The organism is Burkholderia sp. 4NA327C6 (assembly GCF_005502655.1).
Lineage (GTDB): Bacteria > Pseudomonadota > Gammaproteobacteria > Burkholderiales > Burkholderiaceae > Burkholderia > Burkholderia contaminans.
Genome location: NZ_SCNZ01000048.1, coordinates 21550 through 39618, shown reverse-complemented (window position 1 = coordinate 39618; position 18069 = coordinate 21550). Strand labels below are relative to the sequence as shown.

The 18069-nt window shown below is 66.5% G+C and carries 14 protein-coding genes; 7 read left to right on the top strand and 7 right to left on the bottom strand.

Features of this window, described 5'->3' with window-relative positions; all coding sequences use genetic code 11:
* The first annotated feature begins 303 nt into the window (after positions 1-303).
* The 3 genes from FFS49_RS33710 to FFS49_RS33700 all read left to right on the top strand — a co-directional run bounded on the left by FFS49_RS33710 (position 304) and on the right by FFS49_RS33700 (position 4415).
* On the top strand, positions 304-1497 hold the full coding sequence (locus FFS49_RS33710; protein WP_137910172.1) for a porin: 1194 nt from the start codon (positions 304-306) through the stop codon (positions 1495-1497).
* A 100-nt stretch (positions 1498-1597) separates the two neighbouring features.
* Positions 1598-2029, top strand: coding sequence for a GFA family protein (locus tag FFS49_RS33705; protein WP_039339652.1), 432 nt, complete (start codon positions 1598-1600; stop codon positions 2027-2029).
* Between the two features lie 463 nt (positions 2030-2492).
* Positions 2493-4415, top strand: coding sequence for an SMP-30/gluconolactonase/LRE family protein (locus tag FFS49_RS33700; protein WP_137910171.1), 1923 nt, complete (start codon positions 2493-2495; stop codon positions 4413-4415).
* Between the two features lie 263 nt (positions 4416-4678).
* Here FFS49_RS33700 and FFS49_RS33695 read toward each other — a convergent pair whose 3' ends face one another.
* On the bottom strand, positions 4679-6862 hold the full coding sequence (locus FFS49_RS33695; protein WP_137910170.1) for a TonB-dependent siderophore receptor: 2184 nt from the start codon (positions 6860-6862) through the stop codon (positions 4679-4681).
* Between the two features lie 397 nt (positions 6863-7259).
* On the opposite strand from FFS49_RS33695, the gene FFS49_RS33690 reads away from it, so the two are divergent.
* Entirely contained in the window at positions 7260-7706 is a 447-nt protein-coding gene (locus tag FFS49_RS33690) for a hypothetical protein (RefSeq protein WP_039339646.1), read from the top strand.
* A 26-nt stretch (positions 7707-7732) separates the two neighbouring features.
* Here the strand turns inward: FFS49_RS33690 and FFS49_RS33685 are convergent, their stop codons facing one another.
* The 5 genes from FFS49_RS33685 to FFS49_RS33665 all read right to left on the bottom strand — a co-directional run bounded on the left by FFS49_RS33685 (position 7733) and on the right by FFS49_RS33665 (position 13582).
* Entirely contained in the window at positions 7733-8827 is a 1095-nt protein-coding gene (locus FFS49_RS33685) for a porin (RefSeq protein ID WP_137910169.1), read from the bottom strand.
* Positions 8828-8929: 102 nt separating this feature from the next.
* Positions 8930-10273 (bottom strand): MFS transporter, encoded by a 1344-nt coding sequence (locus FFS49_RS33680; protein WP_137910168.1) that lies wholly within the window; start codon positions 10271-10273, stop codon positions 8930-8932.
* Between the two features lie 156 nt (positions 10274-10429).
* Positions 10430-11491 carry an aromatic ring-hydroxylating dioxygenase subunit alpha gene (locus FFS49_RS33675; protein ID WP_137910167.1) on the bottom strand — a complete coding sequence of 354 codons (1062 nt, stop codon included), beginning with the start codon at positions 11489-11491 and terminating at the stop codon, positions 10430-10432.
* A gap of 49 nt (positions 11492-11540) precedes the next feature.
* Complete coding sequence (locus FFS49_RS33670) at positions 11541-12506, bottom strand: PDR/VanB family oxidoreductase (protein WP_137910166.1); 966 nt, start codon at positions 12504-12506, stop codon at positions 11541-11543.
* Positions 12503-13582 (bottom strand): aromatic ring-hydroxylating dioxygenase subunit alpha, encoded by a 1080-nt coding sequence (locus tag FFS49_RS33665; protein WP_137910190.1) that lies wholly within the window; start codon positions 13580-13582, stop codon positions 12503-12505. Before FFS49_RS33665 ends, FFS49_RS33670 begins: the two co-directional genes overlap by 4 nt.
* Positions 13583-13781: 199 nt before the next feature.
* On the opposite strand from FFS49_RS33665, the gene FFS49_RS33660 reads away from it, so the two are divergent.
* A complete protein-coding gene (locus tag FFS49_RS33660) occupies positions 13782-14270 on the top strand; it encodes a MarR family winged helix-turn-helix transcriptional regulator (protein WP_039339640.1) in 489 nt (162 codons plus the stop codon).
* Between the two features lie 54 nt (positions 14271-14324).
* Here FFS49_RS33660 and FFS49_RS33655 read toward each other — a convergent pair whose 3' ends face one another.
* Positions 14325-15071, bottom strand: coding sequence for a TetR/AcrR family transcriptional regulator (locus FFS49_RS33655; protein WP_039339639.1), 747 nt, complete (start codon positions 15069-15071; stop codon positions 14325-14327).
* Positions 15072-15241: 170 nt separating this feature from the next.
* Here FFS49_RS33655 and FFS49_RS33650 point away from each other — a divergent pair, with 170 nt between their 5' ends.
* Together FFS49_RS33650 and FFS49_RS33645 are read left to right on the top strand one after the other, a co-directional pair.
* Positions 15242-16423 (top strand): isovaleryl-CoA dehydrogenase, encoded by a 1182-nt coding sequence (locus FFS49_RS33650; protein WP_039339638.1) that lies wholly within the window; start codon positions 15242-15244, stop codon positions 16421-16423.
* Between the two features lie 31 nt (positions 16424-16454).
* Entirely contained in the window at positions 16455-18062 is a 1608-nt protein-coding gene (locus FFS49_RS33645; RefSeq protein WP_137910165.1) for a carboxyl transferase domain-containing protein, read from the top strand.
* Positions 18063-18069 lie beyond the last annotated feature (7 nt).

Below are 18069 nucleotides of genomic sequence, written 5' to 3'. Positions count from 1 at the left end.
AGGCACTCCCGATGGATGGCGCGCGTTCGATTATCGGTTGCGCCCACCCGGGCTGTACAGGTGCGGCGCGCTGCGCACCAGGCTGCCCGTCCGACTATCTCGATTTTGGCAAGAAACTGTTTTCATTATTCCGCTTTCGATGGAAACCGGTTCCATCTACCATGGCGGCCGCAGCGGGCATGCCCGCCGCGTCGTCGCGCGCGGACGCCGCCGGCCTCGCACCGCCGGCGGATCTCGCCGCCCGCGCGCTACTCGCAACTGACAGACAGAACAACGGGTTCAACGCCCGGAGACACGACAACCATGAACAAGCAACTGATCGCAGCCCCGCTGCTGCTCTCGCTCGCGGGCCTCGCCGCCGCGCAAAGCTCCGTCACGCTGTACGGCATCGTCGATGCGGGGGTGACCTACCGCAGCAACGAGCGGGTCGGCTCCGCGAGCGCGTACACCGGCCATTCGAGCGTCGGGCTCACGACCGGCAACCTGTCCGGCAGCCGCTGGGGGATCAAGGGTTCCGAGGATCTCGGCGGCGGGATGCGCGCGCTGTTCGTCCTCGAGAACGGCTTCGACATCGCGAACGGCACGTCGGGGCAGGGTGGCCGCCAGTTCGGCCGCCAGGCGTTCGTCGGCGTGGGCAGCGACCGCTACGGCACGGTCACGCTCGGCCGCCAGTACACGTCGCTCGACGATTTCGTGAGCCCGGTCGGCCCGTCGTCGTACATCGGCGGCTTCGGCGCGCACCCGGGCGACATCGACGACCTCGACCAGACCGCGCGGGTCGACAGCTCGATCAAGTACACGAGCGCCAGCTACTCGGGCTTCACGTTCGGCGCGCTGTACGGCTTCGGCAGCCAGCCGGGCAGCATGAAGCAGCGCAACACGTGGAGCGTCGGCGCGGCCTACGCGGCGGGACCGCTGCGCGTCGGCGTCGGCTACGAGCGCTCGGACAACAGCAAGACGGGCGCGACCGACCCGACGGCCGGCAAGTGGCAGAGCACCGACGACGGGCTGTTCAACTCGTCGATCAACGAAGGCTATGCGAGCGCTCAGTCGCAGCAGATCATCGCGACCGGCGCGACCTACGACTTCGGCCCGGCCGTCGTCGGCGTGAACTACAGCAACGTGCAGTACCGCAGCGGCGGCCAGTCGCTGTTCACGGGCCACGCGACGTTCAACGTCGCGGGCGTGTTCACGCGCTGGAACGTGCGCCCGCAGACGCAACTGTTCGCCGGCTACAGCTACACGCGCGGCAGCGACGTCGACGGCGTGGACGACCGCGCGCAGTATCACAACGTCACGCTCGGCGCCGTGTATGACCTGTCGAAGCGCACCAGCGTGTACCTGCTCGGCGCGTACCAGCATGCATCGGGCATGACGCTCGACGCGCTGGGCCGGCCGGTGGCCGCGACGGCGTCGGTATCGGACAAGGCAAACGGCCACTCGTCCGATTCGCGCTCGCAGGCCATCGTCAGCCTCGGCCTGCGTCAGAAGTTCTGACGCGCAGCGATCGTTGCGGCCGCAACGTTGCCCGCAGCCGATGCCGGCAACGTTGCACGCAGGCTCCTATACTGTCGCCTCCTTTCCTGGAGGAGACGACATGACCCGAACGCATTCCGCGAGTTGCCTGTGCGGAACCGTCACCGTGACGCTGCGCGGCGAGCCGGCGGCGCGCGCGAACTGCCATTGCGCGACCTGCCGCGATTTTTACGGCACGCCAGTGCTGTCGGCGACCGCGTGGCCGCCGGAGCAGGTTACCGTCGAAGGCGCAAGCGCGACGTTCCCGCATCCGTCGAAGTCGATGTCGCGCACGTACTGCGCGTCGTGCGGCGAGATCGTGTGCGGCACCAACCGGCTCGGCATGCGTGTCGTGCCGAACAGCCTGGCCGCGCGTGCGCACGGCGGGCAACTGCCCGACGACCTGCGGCCGACGATGCACCTGTTCTACCGGCACAGCGTGATCGACGTCGTCGATGCGCTGCCGAAATTCCTCGACGGGTGGGACGGCCCGACGCTCGACGAAGCGAACTGAACGATCGCGGCCGCGTGCCGGCACGGCCGGCGCGCGGTGTCCCCTGTCTTTTCCCTGTTCTTCCTTTCCGCTCGCCGCATGCCACATGCCGCTGCGCTGAATCGCGACGACGCGATCGCGCCGGATAATATTTTTTCTCTTTCATTTTAATTTCGATTTGTAATCATCGAGCCCATTTCCGGGGGAATGAAAAAGGTAATGCGGATATTTCAGAAAAAATGACGCATTTTCTTTGAGTGACCCGGAAGAAAATGCCGGGGAAAAAGCACCCAGACCGTGCGGCCGGCAAGCCGTCGCGGCGCGGTGAGCGGGTTTGACCATCGTTGACGGAAAAGCGCCGGACGGTAAAAAGAACGGCGTGAATAATTCGGGGGTGACGGCGAATGCGTTTTAGCCGGAATCACCAATATTTCATGCGCCGCGATTTACAGTGTCGACAATTGAACGTTCGGGAGCATTATTCATGTCAATGAAACAAATTCGGGCGGCGTTGCTGGGAATGTGCATGGCGATGCTGGCGCCCGCGAGTCACGCGCAGGTGACATATTCGACCGACTGGCTCGCGAACACGTACGGCACGCTGGCCCAGCACGTGGGCAATGCCGCGCGCTCGATGTGGGTCGCGCCCGAGGGTGTGATCTACACGTCGTCGCGCTGGGACGAGAACGCGGGCGGCGTTGCGCTCTATCAGAACGGTCAGCCGATGGGCACGATCGGCATCCACGACGAATTCCAGGGCGGCGCGATTACGGGCAACGCGACGTCGATCTTCGTCGCGCTCGGCTACAACCGCAACTTCGGCAGCGGCTCGGTGGGCCGCTACAACCGCAGCACGAACCAGCGCGACCTGCGTATCCCGGTCAGCACGTGGACGGGCCTCCCGAACCCGGACGTGATCACCGGCCTCGCGACGGCCGGCAACCTGCTGTATGCGAGCGATTTCTACGGCAACCGTGTGCGCGTCTATACGACCGACGGCGTCTGGCAGCGCGACATCGCCGTGACCGGTCCCGGCGCGCTGGCGCTCGATGCGGCGGGCAATCTGTGGGTCGCGCGCATGAGCGCGGGCGCGGTCGTGCAGTACAGCGCGACCGGCACGCTGCTGAACACGATCCAGATGGCGGCCGGCGCGCGGCCGTCGGCGCTGTATTTCGACGCGTCGACGGGGCAGTTGCTGGTGGGCGACCAGGGCCCGGACATGAACATCAAGCTCTACAGCCTCGCCGGGCTGCCGCAGCAGGTCGGCACGTTCGGCGTGCAGGGCGGCTATCTCGACACGACCTCGGGCATCAAGGGGCAGGTCGGCGACAAGCGCTTCACGCGCGTGGTCGGCATCGGCAAGGATTCGGGCGGTAACCTGTACGTGCTCAACAACGCGTGGGGCGGCGGCTGGGATCTCGGGCGCAACGGCAGCACGGATCTTCATTCGTACAGCCCGACGGGCGCGCTGCAATGGAAGCTGCAGGCGCTGAACTTCGAGGCGATCGCCGCGCCGGACCCGGCGACCGACGGCGCGTTCTTCTACAGCGGCAACAACGTCTATACGGGCTCGGCGGGCGGCACGTTCGTCGCGAACACGGTCGACCCGTTCACCTATCCGAAGGACCCGCGCCTCGACATGAACGACTACCAGCGCGGCCAGCACTTCGGCCAGCTCGTGATGGTGGGCGGCAACCGGATTCTCGTCGCGTCCGGCCAGAACCCCGGCAACTTCAATTTCTACTACTTCACGCCGGCGACCGGCTACATAGCGAACCCGGCCGGCTCGCTGCCGGGCAAGCCGTTCAACACGACGTTGCAGGTCACGACCGGTTTCGACATCGACGGCAACGGCGACGTGTGGGCCGGGCTGAACGGCTCCAACGCGATTACCCGCTACCCGATGACGGGCTTCGATGCGAACGGCAAGCCGTCATGGGGCAAGCCGGTGACGACGCCCGTGCCGAGCACCGTGGCGCCGACCACGCGGATCATCTACCAGGCGGACAGTGACACGATGATCCTCGCACAGGGCCTCGCGAACAACTGGGACTGGACCGCGATGAACGGGCACATCGAGGTCTATCACGGCTGGAAGAACGGCAACACGACCGCACCGAACCCGGTGATCAACCTGACCAGTGCGAACCCGAAGTCGATCGCGGCGGCCGGCCACTATCTGTTCGTCGGCTACGTGCACACCGTGCCGAACGTCGACGTGTTCGATCTCAACACGGGGGCGCTCGTGACGACGCTGACGAACTCGAACACGTCGGCGATGGACGTCGGCAACGACGTCGACTCGATGTACGGGATCCGCGCATACCTGCGCTCGACCGGCGAATACGTGATCACGAAGGACAACTACAACGGCACGAGCATGATCGTGTATCGCTGGCATCCGTGAACGTGCAGGCCGTGCGGTCGCGTACGGCACGCAGAACAAGAATGGCATTCCCCTTTGACGAGCATCAGTCCGACAATGCGGTCAAGTCTGGAGCGTGAGTCGCACTCGGAAACGAATGCAGGTCGCGGTCTTAGCGGATATCGCGGCAAATAGTGGAACGAGTGGGCCGCGACGAGAGCGTGCCTGTCGATGCAGGCATTGAACGTGGGCCGCCGCTTGCCGGCCGGCCCACGCACGCATCAGGCCATCGGAACGTCAGACCATCAGAACGACACCGTCGTCGTCAGCGTGACGAGCCGCGGCTCGCCGACCGCGATGATCAGGTTGTTGTTGCTCGACGGGTAGTAAGTCTTGTCGAGCAGGTTCTTCACGTTGAGCTGGAAGCGCGTCGGGAACTTGCCGATCGTCGTTTCGTAGGCCGCGAACGCATCGACGGTCACGTAGCCGGGGAGCGTGAAGCTGTTCGCGGTGTCGCCGGAGCGTGTGCCGACCAGACGTGCGCCGCCGCCGAAGCGCCAGTGGCCGGGCAGGTTCGCGATCGCCGTGTCGTATACCGCGAAGAGGCTGCCCGTATGGCGCGCAACGTTGGTTAGCGGCGTGTTGCTGTCGCGATCGGTCGCATTCGTGTACGCATAGCTGCCGATCACGCTCAGGTGGCGCGTGATCTGCCCGGCGACGTCGAGCTCGATCCCGCGCGAGCGCGCGGTGCCGATCGTCGACGTGAGGTCGGCGACCGTGACCGCGACGTTGCGCTTGTCGATCTGGTAGACCGCGAGCGTGCCGGTGATCGCCGGCTTCAGGCTGAACTTCAGCCCGGCCTCGAGCACGCGGCCGTATTCCGGTGCGAGCGGCGCCGCGACGTTCGTGGCGACGTTCGGCTTGAACGAGCGGCTCACGTTCGCATAGGCGGTCAGCGCCGGCGTGAGCGCATACGCGAGCCCGAACTGCGGCAGCCACACGGTGCCGCGCGAACGATCGGCGAATACGAACGGCCGCCCCATCCCCGATTCCTGCTGCCAGTTTTCCCAGCGCAGCCCGCCCACCGCGGTGAGGCGATCGGTGAGCTTCACCGAGTCCTGCACGACCATCGAATACGCATGCACCACCGAGCGCGAATCGCTTTGCTTCGGGATGGGTATGCCGCCCGGTGCGAGCAGGTCGTACACGGGGTCGTACAGGTTGAAGCCCTTGGTCGCCTTGCCACGGATCGTGTCGCCGCGGAAGCTGCGCTGCCGCTCGTATTCGCCGCCGATGTAGATCGCGTGATTCATCCCGGCGAGCGTCACGTTGCCGAGCAGGCCGAGGGTCGCGATCTGGTCGGAATCGTTGCGCCCGAGGTTCGCGTCGGACGAGCGCGTCAGTGCGCCGGTCGTGCTGTTGAACGCGTTGGCGCGAGTGATGGTTTGATCGTAGCGATCGCGGCCCCAGCCGTAGGTCGCACGCACGCGCCACGCATCGGAGAAGCGGTGCTCGATGCGCGCACGCAGCGTTTCCTGGATGCCGCTGCTTTGAGACCACGCCTCCTCGTAGCGGCGATAGCGCAGCGCATCGTCGAGCTGGCCGTTCACGAGCACGGTGCCGCGATCGAACGGCGTCGTGTAGTCGACGTACTGGTAGCTGACGTCGATCGACGTGTTCGCGTCGTGCCACGACAGCGCGGGCGCGATCAGCGCGTCGCGCTGGCGGCCGAAGCTGCGCCAGTAGCGGCTCGTGTCGTATTGCCCGGTCAGCCGGAACGCGAGCGTGCCGCCGGCGACCCGGCCCGGCTTGCCCAGCGGGCCGGTGAGATCGAACGTCGCGCTGCTGCCGCCGTGGCTCGTGCGGGAGGCGGAGATCGAGCCACCGAACGTGTCTTCCGGCTTGCGCGTGACGAGGTTGATCACGCCGCCGGGATCCTGCATCCCGTAGAGCAGCGAAGCCGGGCCTTTCAGCACTTCGACGCGGTCGATCGTTGCCAGATAGCTGTGCAGCACCGGCGTGCGCACGCCGTCGACGAGCACGGAGCCGTCGTTGTTCGACCCGAAGCCGCGCTTGATGAACGCGTCGCGCGTGCCGCCGAGCGTGTTCGTTTGCGTGACGCCGCTGATGTTGCCGAGCACGTCGTCGAGCGAGCGCGCCTGCTGGTCCTGCATCACGCTGCTGCTGACCACCGCGACCGATTGCGGAATCTCCTTGATCGAACGGTTGTCGCCGCCTGCGATGCTCGTGGTGCGCGGCTGATAGCCGACCGTCGGATCGGCGGTTGCCGATGCGCTGACGCTGATGGCCGGGAGTTCGCGCGCGGCCGGCGGCGCGGGCGTGGTGGCGGAGGCGGCGGGCTCGGCGTCGGCGGGTTCGGCGGCGGACGCATGCGTGCCGCTCGCGACGCACAGGGTGATCAGGGCAGGCAGGCTCTTGCGCCACGGGCGCAGGGTCCGGGCGCGGCGGGGTGGTCGGCGGGATGGCATGAATCGGTGCGAGACGGAGTGCTAAGGATCGGGTGCGGGCCACAGCGTTTTGCCACGACCGGGAGGCGAATAATATATGGAATGAGAATCATTTGCAATTGTAATGAAATGAGCGGCGGCATGTGGGCCCCGGTTGCCGGGCCGTTGGCCGTCTGTTACCGTAGCGACCAAAATCAGAAGCAGTGAAATTCAATGAGAGAGCCGGGGGCCGCACCATGTCATTTCCCTGTCACGTCGCGTTCAGCGCGACGCTGCGCACCGCGCACGACCACGCGGGTGAAGAAGTGATCGCAGCCGTGTTCCGCCATTCGAACGATTAAAGCCACGGAAGCGAATTTATCGGGCGTTGCGCCGGGCTTCAGTCACTTCAACCACCACGCTAGACGGGAGACCACCCATGAAGAAGATTTCCGCGCCGTTCGCGGCGGCCGCGCTTGCGGCGTGCACGATGCTGGCGGGCGTTCACCAGACCGCCTTCGCCGCATCGGACAACGACCCCGCGATCGACGCGCGTTACGGCGCCGTGATCGAGGCCTATACGCAGGACATGGCCGCCGCGAAAACGAAGTACGACGGCAAGCGCCTCGTGTTCGTCGGCGCCGTGATCCGGATGGGCAGCGATCCGGGCGGCACCTATTTCGGCGCGCTGACGAAGGACGGCGAGCAGTTCGACACGCATTTCGACGTGGCGGACCAGGATGCGCTGAAGCCGAAATTCCCCGGCGGCGAGATCAAGCCATTCGTCACGTCGGCAGCGTTCCGCTTCAGCTGCGTGAACGAAGGCTATATCGATGCGCCGGTGCTGCCGGGGTTGAAGCTCTCGCACTGCCGGCTCGCCAACTGACCCCGCGCCGGCGCCGGGGCCGGCGTTCAGAACTTCTGCTGGATGCCGGCCATCACGCCGAGCTGGTTCATCCCGGTCCCGACCGTCCCGCCGGCGGCGACCGCGTTCGCCGCCAGCGTGCTGTTGAACATGTAGCCCACCGACGTGTAGACGGTCGTCCGCTTCGACAGGAAATAGTTCGCGCGGCCGACGAGCAGCGTGGCATTCGTGCCGCCTTCGCCGTTTTCGCGGCGTTGCAGGTAGCGTACGCCCTGAAGGTCGAGCGCGAAGTAGGGCGTCGCATAGTACGTGCCGCCGGCGAACACGATATCGGCCTGCAGGTGTTCGGCCGCGGCGAGATTGCGGCGGATCCACCCTGCGCCGAGTTTCGCGGGGCCGATCTTCACGTAGCCGGCGACGATGTCGCGCGTGTCGGTGTACGCCGGATTGTTCAGCGGGGCGAGCGCGCCGCCGCCGCCGCGCATCACGTCGTGCGACGCGGCGATCCCGAAGTTGCTCGCGTCGTACGCGAGCATCGCCGTGTATTGGCGGCAGGCGACGATGTCGCCGGGCACCTGTCCGGCGCAGCCCGTCGCTGACGGCCCTGCCGGCCCGGCCGCGTCGCGGCCGAAGCTGTAGGTGGCGCCGAGCGTCACGCCGTGGAACGTGCCCTTGTAGCCGATCGCATTGTCGCTGCGCGCGTTCGGCAGATAGGAATCGAAATCCGCCATCGAGTGAATCGACGGGCCGATCACGTCGGCATTGGTCAGCACGATCATCGACATGTTCATCTGGCGGCCGAGGGTCAGCGCGCCGAACGGACTGTTCACGCCGACGTTCGCCTGCCGCCCGAACAGGCGCCCGCCGTAGTTCAATGCGCCGGTGCCGGGCTGGAAGCCGTTTTCGAGGACGAAGAAGGCCTGATAGCCGCCGCCGAGATCCTCCGTGCCTCTCAATCCCCATCGTGACGGCACCTCGCCGGTCAGCGTCGGCATGCCCGCGAACGATCCGCCGTGTGCTGCGTTGTTGTAGTAGGACACGCCGGTATCGATGATCCCGTACAGCGTGACGCTGCTTTGCGCGCAGGCCGGCCCGGCCAGCGCCATTGCCGTCGCGAGCGCGACGCCCAGTTTCGTTTTCATGGCTGTCTCCAAACAGTATGTAGATGTACTTATCGATTTTTATGGTGACCCGGACGAGTCCGGGATGCCGACGGGTATCGGCAAGACTGCGGGCGTTGCGTGTTACGACATCGCCGGGTCGCGTTGCCGGTGCGGTGTCGCGGCACGCGAGCCCGCTACGGCGACGGCGATTGCCGCGCCGGCCATCGGCACGAGGAACGCGAGATAGAGATGGGGCACGGACCAGCCGTCGTCCAGCAGCGCCCCGACCGTCATCGGCGACAGAATCGCGCCGAGGCGGCCGATGCCGACCGCGAGGCCGATGCCGGTCGTGCGGATTTCGGCGGGGTATGGCGTCGGCGACAGCGCATACATGCCGGCCACGCACGCATTGATCACCGCGCCGAGGAACACCGCGACGGTCATCCCGATGCCGAGCGAGCCGGTGTTCGCGCCGAACACGACCATCAGCGCGCCGCCGAGCAACAGGGTCGCGCCCAGCAGGTTGCGCAAGCCGAAACGCGTCGACAGCAGGCTGAAGAGCGAGGCGCCCGCAATGCCGCCGAGGTTGAGCAGGACGCCGCCGGTGACGCCCTGCGACGCCGACAGCCCGGTCTGGACCAGCAGCTTCGGCGTCCAGCTCACGACGAAGTAGAAACTGCCCATCACGAGGAAGAACGCGATCCACAATGCGATCGTGCGGCGCGCGAGCGGTGCGCGCAGCACGGCTGTCCAGTTCGACGCGGGGCTCGCCGTGTCGATGGCGGAGGTCGCGCTCGGCAGTGCGTCGATCGGTGCGCGCTTCATCCTCGCGAGGATGCGGTTGATTTTTTGCAGCGCGTCGTCGGGGCGCCTCGCCAGCAGGAAATCGAGCGATTCCGGCAGCAGCGCGAGCACCATCGGGATCGCCAGCAAGGTCAGGATGCCGCCGAACGCGAACACGCTGCGCCATCCCCAGGTCGACAGCAGGTAGCCGGCGATGACGCCGCCGGCAGTGGCGCCGATCGCGTAGCCGGTCGACTGCATGCCGATCGCGGCGCTGCGCCATTTGTTCGATGCGTACTCGCCGCTGATGACGGTCAGGCTCGCCAGCATGCCGCCGATGCCGAGCCCCGTGTACGCACGCGCGACGGCGAGTTGCAGCGTGCTGTGCGTGGCCGAGCAGGCGAGCATCCCGGTCGAGATCACGGCGAGGCAGAGCAGGATGATGCGGCGGCGGCCGACGCGGTCGGCCAGCGGCGCGATCAGCACCGAGCCGATGCCCATGCCGGCGAGACCGGCACTCAGCAGCAGGCCGATTTCCTTGCCGCTCAGTTTCCATTCGGCCGCCAGGTGCGGCGCAGCGAACGCGACGGCCAGCACGTCGAAGCCATCGAGCATGTTCAGCACGACGCAGGCCGTGACCGCCATCATCTGGAACGCGCTCATCGGGGATTCGTCGATCGTATTGCGGATATTTGCGCTCACGTCAAAGATCCTTCATAAAGTAGTATGACTAATCAAATGGAATGACATCGAAGCCGGCTGAAACGGATGGGATGAAAGCGAATGCGCGGGCTGACGGGCATTCCCGGAGTCTTCCCGCTGCGGCCGGCAGGCACCGCTGGTGCGCCGGCAGGATGCTTACGCGGGTTCGGGTTGCCGCAGCAGCCGCTCGATCACGCGTCGCGCACGATTGGGGCCCGCGTCGACGTGAATGTCGAGCTGGCGACGGTCCGGAAAGCGCAGCTGATTCCGGTATTGCGCTTCGATCACGGCCTTGTCCTCGTCGAACGTCGCCGCGGATTGCTCGATGACCGTTTGCGCGACCCGCTCGACGTCGTGTTGCGGATTGGTTGCGACAGTCCAGAAGTAGTGCGTCGTCGTTTCCGTCTCGGGCGTGATGCCGTGGAAGCCGCGCATGTGGAAGCCACCGCGCGCCGGATCGTGCAGGTCGCCGGTGCCGGCGTCGATCGCGCCGGTCCAGATCCGGATGTGCGACACGTGGAACTCGATTTCCTGCCAGCGATCGACGTGGGCCGCGAACGGCCATGCGGCGGTGTAGGTCGGCGGCGGGACGGAATCCGGCATCCGGCGAACCAGCGTCACCGTGTCGCCGTCGCTGCTGACGCGGGTTTCCGCGCCCATGTGCAGCGGCGCGTTGCCGCCGATCGTCTTCAGATGGACATAACCGAGGTGGCTCAGGTCCATCAGGTTGTCGTGAATCAGTTGATACGGCGCGTCGTAATGGTAATGGCCGCCGCCGAATCGGTATTGCGGATCCGTATGGAACGCGTACCGCGGCGGCGCGCAGGTCGGTCGAGCGTGCGCGTCGGCGCCGATCCAGATCCACACGATCGCGTCCTGCTCCTGCACCGGATACGACGACACGCATGCCGTGGCCGGAATCCGGTCCTGCCCGGGAATCTCCACGCATGCGCCGCCGCGGTCGAACAGCAGGCCGTGATAGCCGCAGCGCAGGCCGCGCGCTTCGAGCGAGCCGCACGACAGCGGCAGCGACTTGTGGCAGCAGCGATCCTCCAGCGCACCGACTTCCCCGGACGGCAACCGGAACAGGACGACCGGATGGCCGAGCAGCGTGCGGGCGATGGGTTTGTCCGTCAGTTCGGTCGACAGCGCGGCGACCCACCATCGGCCGACCGGGAATTTAGCAGTATTGATTGATGGCCCGGCATGTTGCTCCATTGATCGTCTCCAGTATTGTGGTCGGCCGCCTCGTGTCGGGCGTATCCGTCTACAGATCGAGTACCAGCAGGTCGGTTCGTGCTCGCGAGCAGCAGGGCATGAACTGGTCGCCGGCGGCTTTTTCCTCGTCGGTCAGGTACGCATCGCGGTGATCGGGCTCGCCTTGCAGCACGCGTGTCAAGCACGTGCCGCAGACGCCTTGCTCGCACGACGTCAGCACGTCGACGCCGTTTGCCGCCAGCGCCGCGATGACCGTGCATTCGGCCGGCACGTCGATCACCTGGCCGCTGCTCGCGATCCGCACCTGGAACGCGCGATCCGCGCCGGACGCCGCAACCGCGCCGCCGAAGAACTCGTAGTGCAGTCGCGCTTCCGCCCAGTCGCGCTCGCGCGCGGCGTTCAGCACCGCATCCATGAAGCCGCGCGGCCCGCATACATACAGGTGCGTGCCTTCGGGCGCCGCGGCGAGCACGGCGGCCAGGTCGAAGCGTTGCTCGGGCGCGCCGTCGTCGACGTGGAAGCGGGCACGATCACGAAACCCGGCCGCGTTGATCCGCTCGACGAATGCCATGCGGTCGGTCGAGCGCGCGCAGTAATGCATGTCGAACGCGACGCCGGACGAGTGCAACCGTTCCGCCATGCTGAGGATCGGCGTGACGCCGATCCCGCCTGCGAGCAACAGGTGGTGCGGCGCGTCGGGCGCGAGCGGAAACTGATTGCGCGGCAGGCCGATCCGCACGGTATCGCCTTGCCGGACTGCGTCGTGAATCGCGCGCGACCCGCCGCGACCTTCCGCATCGCGCAGCACCGCGATCTGGTAGCGATCGCCGTGCTCCGGGTGGTTGCACAGCGAATACTGGCGCACGAGCCCGCCCGGCAGATGCACGTCGATATGCGCGCCGGCGTCGAAGCGCGGCAGCGGCGAGCCGTCATCGCTGACGAATTCGAAGCCGCAGATGTCGCGCGCTTCCTGCCACTTGCGGGCCACCCGGACCGTCAGCGTCGCGGTGCTCATGACGCCTCCTTGATCTGCGCGACCGGAATCACGGGGCGCTGCGGGCTCGACGCGTTCTCGTCGGCGAGCAGCCGCTCGATCACCTTGCGCGACAGCACGCCGCCCGCGTCGATGTTGAGCTTGAGCAGCTTGCGGTCCGGCCACTGCTCGAGGTTGCGCTGCTGGCGCTCGAGCATCTCGAGATCCTCGGCGAAGATCTTGCCCTGGCCTTCGCGGATCTCGGCGGTCAGCGCGTGATCGTCGGGCCGGAAGTTGCGCGCCATCCCCCAGAAGTACCAGATCGAGGTGTCCGTCTCGGGCGTGATGAAATCGACGACGATCGACGATGCCTTCAGGTCGGCCGGCGCGTCGTAGCCGCCGTGGCCCGCATGCGCGACACCGACTTCGATCATCACGTGGCTCGGCGGCGTGAAGCGGCAGATCTGCCAGCGATCGACCGGCACGTCGTCGGCGAGCCCGTTGCCGCGCAGCGCCATCCGCCAGAACGGCGGCGGCATCACGTTCTCCATGAAGCGGCTCGTGACGACTTCGTCGCCGTGGCTCGTCGTCTTCGGCGGCGCTTCGTCGATTTCCTTCTGGCCGATGCTCGTCGCATGCACGTAGGTCTCGTGCGTGAGATCCATCAGGTTGTCGATCATCAGCCGGTAGTCGCAGCGGATGTGATACAGGCCGCCGCCGTGGGCCCAGGCCGGGTCTTCCGCCCACGCGAGCGCGGGCAGTCTGGCGGGATCGGCTGCCGCCGCATCGCCCGGCCAGACCCAGATGAATCCGTACCGCTCGATCGCCGGGAAGCTGCGAATCGGCGGGAAGCCGCCGACACGCTGGCCCGGCATGCCGGCCGCCTTGCCGTTGCAGCCCATTTCCAGCCCGTGATAGCCGCACACGAGTACGCCGTCGCGCACGAATCCGAGCGACAGCGGTGCACCGCGATGCGGGCAGAAATCCTCCAGCGCGGCGACCTGGCCATCCGCCGCGCGGTAAAACACCATCGACTCGTTGCAGATCTTGCGGCCCAGCGGCTTGCCGTCGATTTCATCGGGCGTGCATGCCACGTACCAAGCGTTCTTGAGAAACACGTTCGTCGTCTCCTTCAGGTCGATGCCGCCGGTACGCGGCATCTCTTCATTCCGTGTACTGAATGAGATTCAGTGTACTCATCGAGATTGGCTGGAGCAAGGCGGGCGGTATACTGGTTTTCCCGGGAAATGGCGCGAGGCAGCGCCATGCCGTCGGCGCGTGCAACCGGCATGCGCCGCTTATGTCATCGACTCATTCATGGAAAAAACGAATCCCGCCGACCTGCCGGTTTTCCCGCTCGATCTGTACGACGAACCCGGGCACCTGATCCGGCGCGCACACCAGATCGCGGTTGCGATGTTCTACGAGAAGCTGGGCCGGGACGTGACGCCGGTGCAGTACGCGGTCCTGCGGATGCTGTACGAGTGCCCAGGGCTCGATCAGGTGACGCTCGCGCAGCGGGTCGCGCTCGACACGTCGACGACCGCGGATCTCGCGGTCCGGCTCGAAGCGAAAGGGCTGATCGTGCGCGAAGTGCTGCCGCGGCGGCAGCGCCGCCTGCTGCTGACGCCGGCGGGCGTCGAACTGCTCACGCACCTGATTCCGTCGGTGAAGGAACTGCGTGCCGGCCTGTTCGACGGAATGGGAGAGGACGATTCGCAGGAACTGATGCGCCTGTTGCGCAAGTTCGTCCATTTGAACAACGAGCAGAGCCGCGCGCCGCTGCGCGTCGGCGACGAGTCGTAACGCCCTCGAACCCCGCAGCGGCGGGGAAGCGGCGGGCGCGCTGCCCGCCCCGCGTCACCCGCGCGTGCTTTCGCCTTCCAGCCGCCGCACGGCTTCCGCCACTTCGTTCCTGAAGCGCACGAGCGCCGCCTGTTCCGGCGCCGGCGGCTGCACGGCGGCCCACAGCATATCGACGAGCTGCGTGGCCGTCGTTTCCGTGTCGAGCTTGCGGTGCCCGAGGATGGCATCCCACAGCACGTGCTCGACCGGCCCGAACACCATCGAGCGCAGCAGGCTCAGCGGCAGGTCGGTGCGCACCTGCCCGGCCGCCTGGCCGCGCGCGAGCACGTCCATCAGCGGCGCGGTGTAGCGGCGCTGCAGCGCGGTGAGCTCGTCGCTCAGCGCGTGCTGCTTCGCGCGGCCTTCCGACAGCACCAGCGCGCACAGGCCCGTGCCGTTCACCAGCATCAGCCGCAGGTGGGTGCGCACGATGAACGCGAACTGCTGCTGTACCGATGCGTCCTGCGGCATCCCTGCCTCGAACGCGGCGATGTTTTCGTCGTACCAATCCGCGATGACGCGCGCACACAGCTCCCGCTTGCCGCGGAAGTAGCTGAATACCGTCGCCTCCGACACGCCCACGCGCTGCGCGATCTCGGCGGCCGTCGCATGCTCGTAACCTTTTTCGGCGAACACTTCCCGGCCGGCGCGCAGGATGTCCTGCACGCGTTGCTGGGATTTGCGCCCGGCGGGTGCGCGCGAGGTATCGGCGCGGTCGGCTTTGACGGTGGCGGTCATGGTATCGGCGGTAGCGGCTGTCATCTCGGGATGATATCTGAGTGTCACTCAAAAAACTATTGACGTCGAACCCGACGAGGCGCGAAACTGTGCAAAATTTCCGCGGTATTAGTCAATGAATCGAGGTGTTCATTCGATTTGAGCGAAACTCAGAAATCGGTGAATGCCACACACTTTCTGGAGACGGAGGAGACATGATCAACCTGCCCGGTGTGCAATTCATGCTCGGTGAAGACATCGAGATGCTGCGCGACGCCGTCGCGACGTTCGCGGCGAAGGAAATCACGCCGCGCGCGGCCGAGGTCGACCGCACCGACCAGTTTCCGATGGATCTGTGGAAGAAGTTCGGCGATCTCGGCGTGCTCGGCATGACGGTGGCCGAGGAATACGGCGGCGCAAACATGGGCTACACCGCGCACATGGTCGCGATGGAAGAGATCTCGCGCGCATCGGCATCGATCGGCCTGTCGTACGGCGCGCACTCGAACCTGTGCGTGAACCAGATCCACCGCAACGGCACGGAAGCGCAAAAGCAGAAATACCTGCCGAAGCTCGTGTCGGGCGAACACATCGGCGCGCTCGCGATGAGCGAGCCGAACGCCGGCTCCGACGTCGTCAGCATGAAGCTGCGCGCCGACAAGCGCGGCGATCGCTACGTGCTGAACGGCACGAAGATGTGGATCACCAACGGCCCCGATTGCGACACGCTCGTCGTCTATGCGAAGACGGACGTCGAAGCCAACTCGCGCGGCATCACCGCGTTCATCGTCGAGAAGGGGATGAAGGGCTTCTCGGTCGCGCAGAAGCTCGACAAGCTCGGCATGCGCGGCTCGCACACGGGCGAGCTGGTGTTCCAGGACGTCGAAGTGCCGGAGGAGAACATCCTCGGCCAGCTCAACGGCGGCGTGAAGGTGCTGATGAGCGGCCTCGACTACGAGCGCGCAGTGCTGTCGGGCGGCCCGACGGGCATCATGGCCGCGTGCCTCGACGCGGTGGTGCCGTATATCCACGACCGCAAGCAGTTCGGCCAGGCGATCGGCGAATTCCAGCTGATCCAGGGCAAGGTCGCCGACATGTACACCACGTTCCAGGCCTGCCGCGCATACCTGTACGCGGTCGGCCGCCATCTCGACTCGGCCGGCAGCGACCACATTCGCCAGGTGCGCAAGGACTGCGCGGGCGTGATCCTCTACACGGCCGAGAAGGCGACGTGGATGGCCGGCGAGGCGATCCAGATCCTCGGCGGCAACGGCTACATCAACGAATACCCGGTCGGCCGCCTGTGGCGCGATGCGAAGCTGTACGAGATCGGCGCCGGCACGAGCGAGATCCGCCGGATGCTGATCGGCCGCGAGCTGTTCGCGGAAACGATGTAACGCCCCACGTCACGCGAACGGAGCCCCGTCGATGCCGATCATCGAATCGAAACTGAACCCGCGCTCGGAAGACTTCCGCGCGAATGCCGCCGCGCTCGAGGCGGTCGTCGCGGACCTGCGCGCGAAGATCGAACAGCTCGCGCAAGGCGGCGGGCAGGCCGCGCGCGACAAGCACCTGTCGCGCGGCAAGCTGCTGCCGCGCGACCGCATCGCGCAACTGCTCGATCCGGGCGCGCCGTTCCTCGAGTTCTCGCAGCTCGCGGCGAACGGCATGTACAACGACGACGCGCCGGGCGCGGGCGTCATCACCGGGATCGGCCGGATCGCCGGCCGCGAATGCGTGATCGTGTGCAACGACGCGACGGTCAAGGGCGGCACCTACTACCCGGTCACCGTGAAGAAGCACGTGCGCGCACAGGAGATCGCCGCGGAAAACCGGCTGCCGTGCGTGTACCTCGTCGATTCGGGCGGCGCGAACCTGCCGAACCAGGACGACGTGTTTCCCGATCGCGACCACTTCGGCCGCATCTTCTTCAACCAGGCGACGATGTCGGCGGCGGGGATCGCGCAGATCGCCGTCGTGATGGGTTCGTGCACGGCCGGCGGCGCATACGTGCCGGCGATGAGCGACGAGTCGATCATCGTGAAGGAGCAGGGCACGATCTTCCTCGGCGGGCCGCCGCTCGTGAAGGCCGCGACCGGCGAGGAAGTGAGCGCCGAGGATCTCGGCGGCGGCGACGTGCATACGCGCCTGTCGGGCGTGGCCGACCATCTCGCGCAGAACGACGCGCATGCGCTGTCGATCGCGCGCAACATCGTCAGCCACCTCGCACCGAAGATCGCGCCGCCGGTGGCGCTGCGCGAGCCGAAGCCGCCGCGCTACGACGCAAAGAGCCTGTACGGCGTGATTCCGGTCGATACGCGCAAGCCGTTCGACGTGCGCGAGGTGATCGCGCGCATCGTCGACGATTCCGAGTTCGACGACTTCAAGGCGCGCTACGGCACGACGCTCGTCACGGGCTTCGCGCACATCTGGGGCCACCCGGTCGGGATCGTCGCGAACAACGGCATCCTGTTCTCCGAATCGGCGGTGAAGGGCGCGCATTTCATCGAGCTGTGCTGCCAGCGCAAGATCCCGCTCGTGTTCCTGCAGAACATCACGGGTTTCATGGTCGGGCGCAAGTACGAGAACGAAGGCATCGCGCGGCACGGCGCGAAGATGGTGACGGCCGTGTCGAACGCGAAGGTGCCGAAGTTCACGGTGATCATCGGCGGCTCGTTCGGCGCCGGCAACTACGGGATGTGCGGCCGCGCATTCGGCCCGCGCTTCCTGTGGATGTGGCCGAATGCGCGCATTTCGGTGATGGGCGGCGAGCAGGCCGCGTCGGTGCTCGCGACGGTGCGCCGCGACGGCATCGAGGCGAAGGGCGGTTCGTGGTCGGCCGAGGAAGAGGACGCATTCAAGCAGCCGATCCGCGATCAGTACGAGCGCCAGGGCCATCCGTATTACGCGAGCGCGCGGCTGTGGGACGACGGCGTGATCGACCCCGCGCAGACGCGCGACGTGCTGGGCCTCGGCCTCGCCGCGTCGATGAACGCGCCGATTGAAGACACACGCTTCGGCGTGTTCCGCATGTAACGGCCGG

What these genes read in the sequence shown, in the direction of transcription:
- FFS49_RS33675 (WP_137910167.1), bottom strand. Translation starts at nt 11,491, where the DNA reads ATGGAGCAACATGCCGGGCCATCAATCAATACTGCTAAATTCCCGGTC.
- FFS49_RS33660 (WP_039339640.1), top strand. Translation starts at nt 13,782, where the DNA reads ATGGAAAAAACGAATCCCGCCGACCTGCCGGTTTTCCCGCTCGATCTG.
- FFS49_RS33645 (WP_137910165.1), top strand. Translation starts at nt 16,455, where the DNA reads ATGCCGATCATCGAATCGAAACTGAACCCGCGCTCGGAAGACTTCCGC.
- FFS49_RS33690 (WP_039339646.1), top strand. Translation starts at nt 7,260, where the DNA reads ATGAAGAAGATTTCCGCGCCGTTCGCGGCGGCCGCGCTTGCGGCGTGC.
- FFS49_RS33685 (WP_137910169.1), bottom strand. Translation starts at nt 8,827, where the DNA reads ATGAAAACGAAACTGGGCGTCGCGCTCGCGACGGCAATGGCGCTGGCC.
- FFS49_RS33650 (WP_039339638.1), top strand. Translation starts at nt 15,242, where the DNA reads ATGATCAACCTGCCCGGTGTGCAATTCATGCTCGGTGAAGACATCGAG.
- FFS49_RS33670 (WP_137910166.1), bottom strand. Translation starts at nt 12,506, where the DNA reads ATGAGCACCGCGACGCTGACGGTCCGGGTGGCCCGCAAGTGGCAGGAA.
- FFS49_RS33710 (WP_137910172.1), top strand. Translation starts at nt 304, where the DNA reads ATGAACAAGCAACTGATCGCAGCCCCGCTGCTGCTCTCGCTCGCGGGC.
- FFS49_RS33705 (WP_039339652.1), top strand. Translation starts at nt 1,598, where the DNA reads ATGACCCGAACGCATTCCGCGAGTTGCCTGTGCGGAACCGTCACCGTG.
- FFS49_RS33700 (WP_137910171.1), top strand. Translation starts at nt 2,493, where the DNA reads ATGTCAATGAAACAAATTCGGGCGGCGTTGCTGGGAATGTGCATGGCG.
- FFS49_RS33695 (WP_137910170.1), bottom strand. Translation starts at nt 6,862, where the DNA reads ATGCCATCCCGCCGACCACCCCGCCGCGCCCGGACCCTGCGCCCGTGG.
- FFS49_RS33655 (WP_039339639.1), bottom strand. Translation starts at nt 15,071, where the DNA reads ATGACAGCCGCTACCGCCGATACCATGACCGCCACCGTCAAAGCCGAC.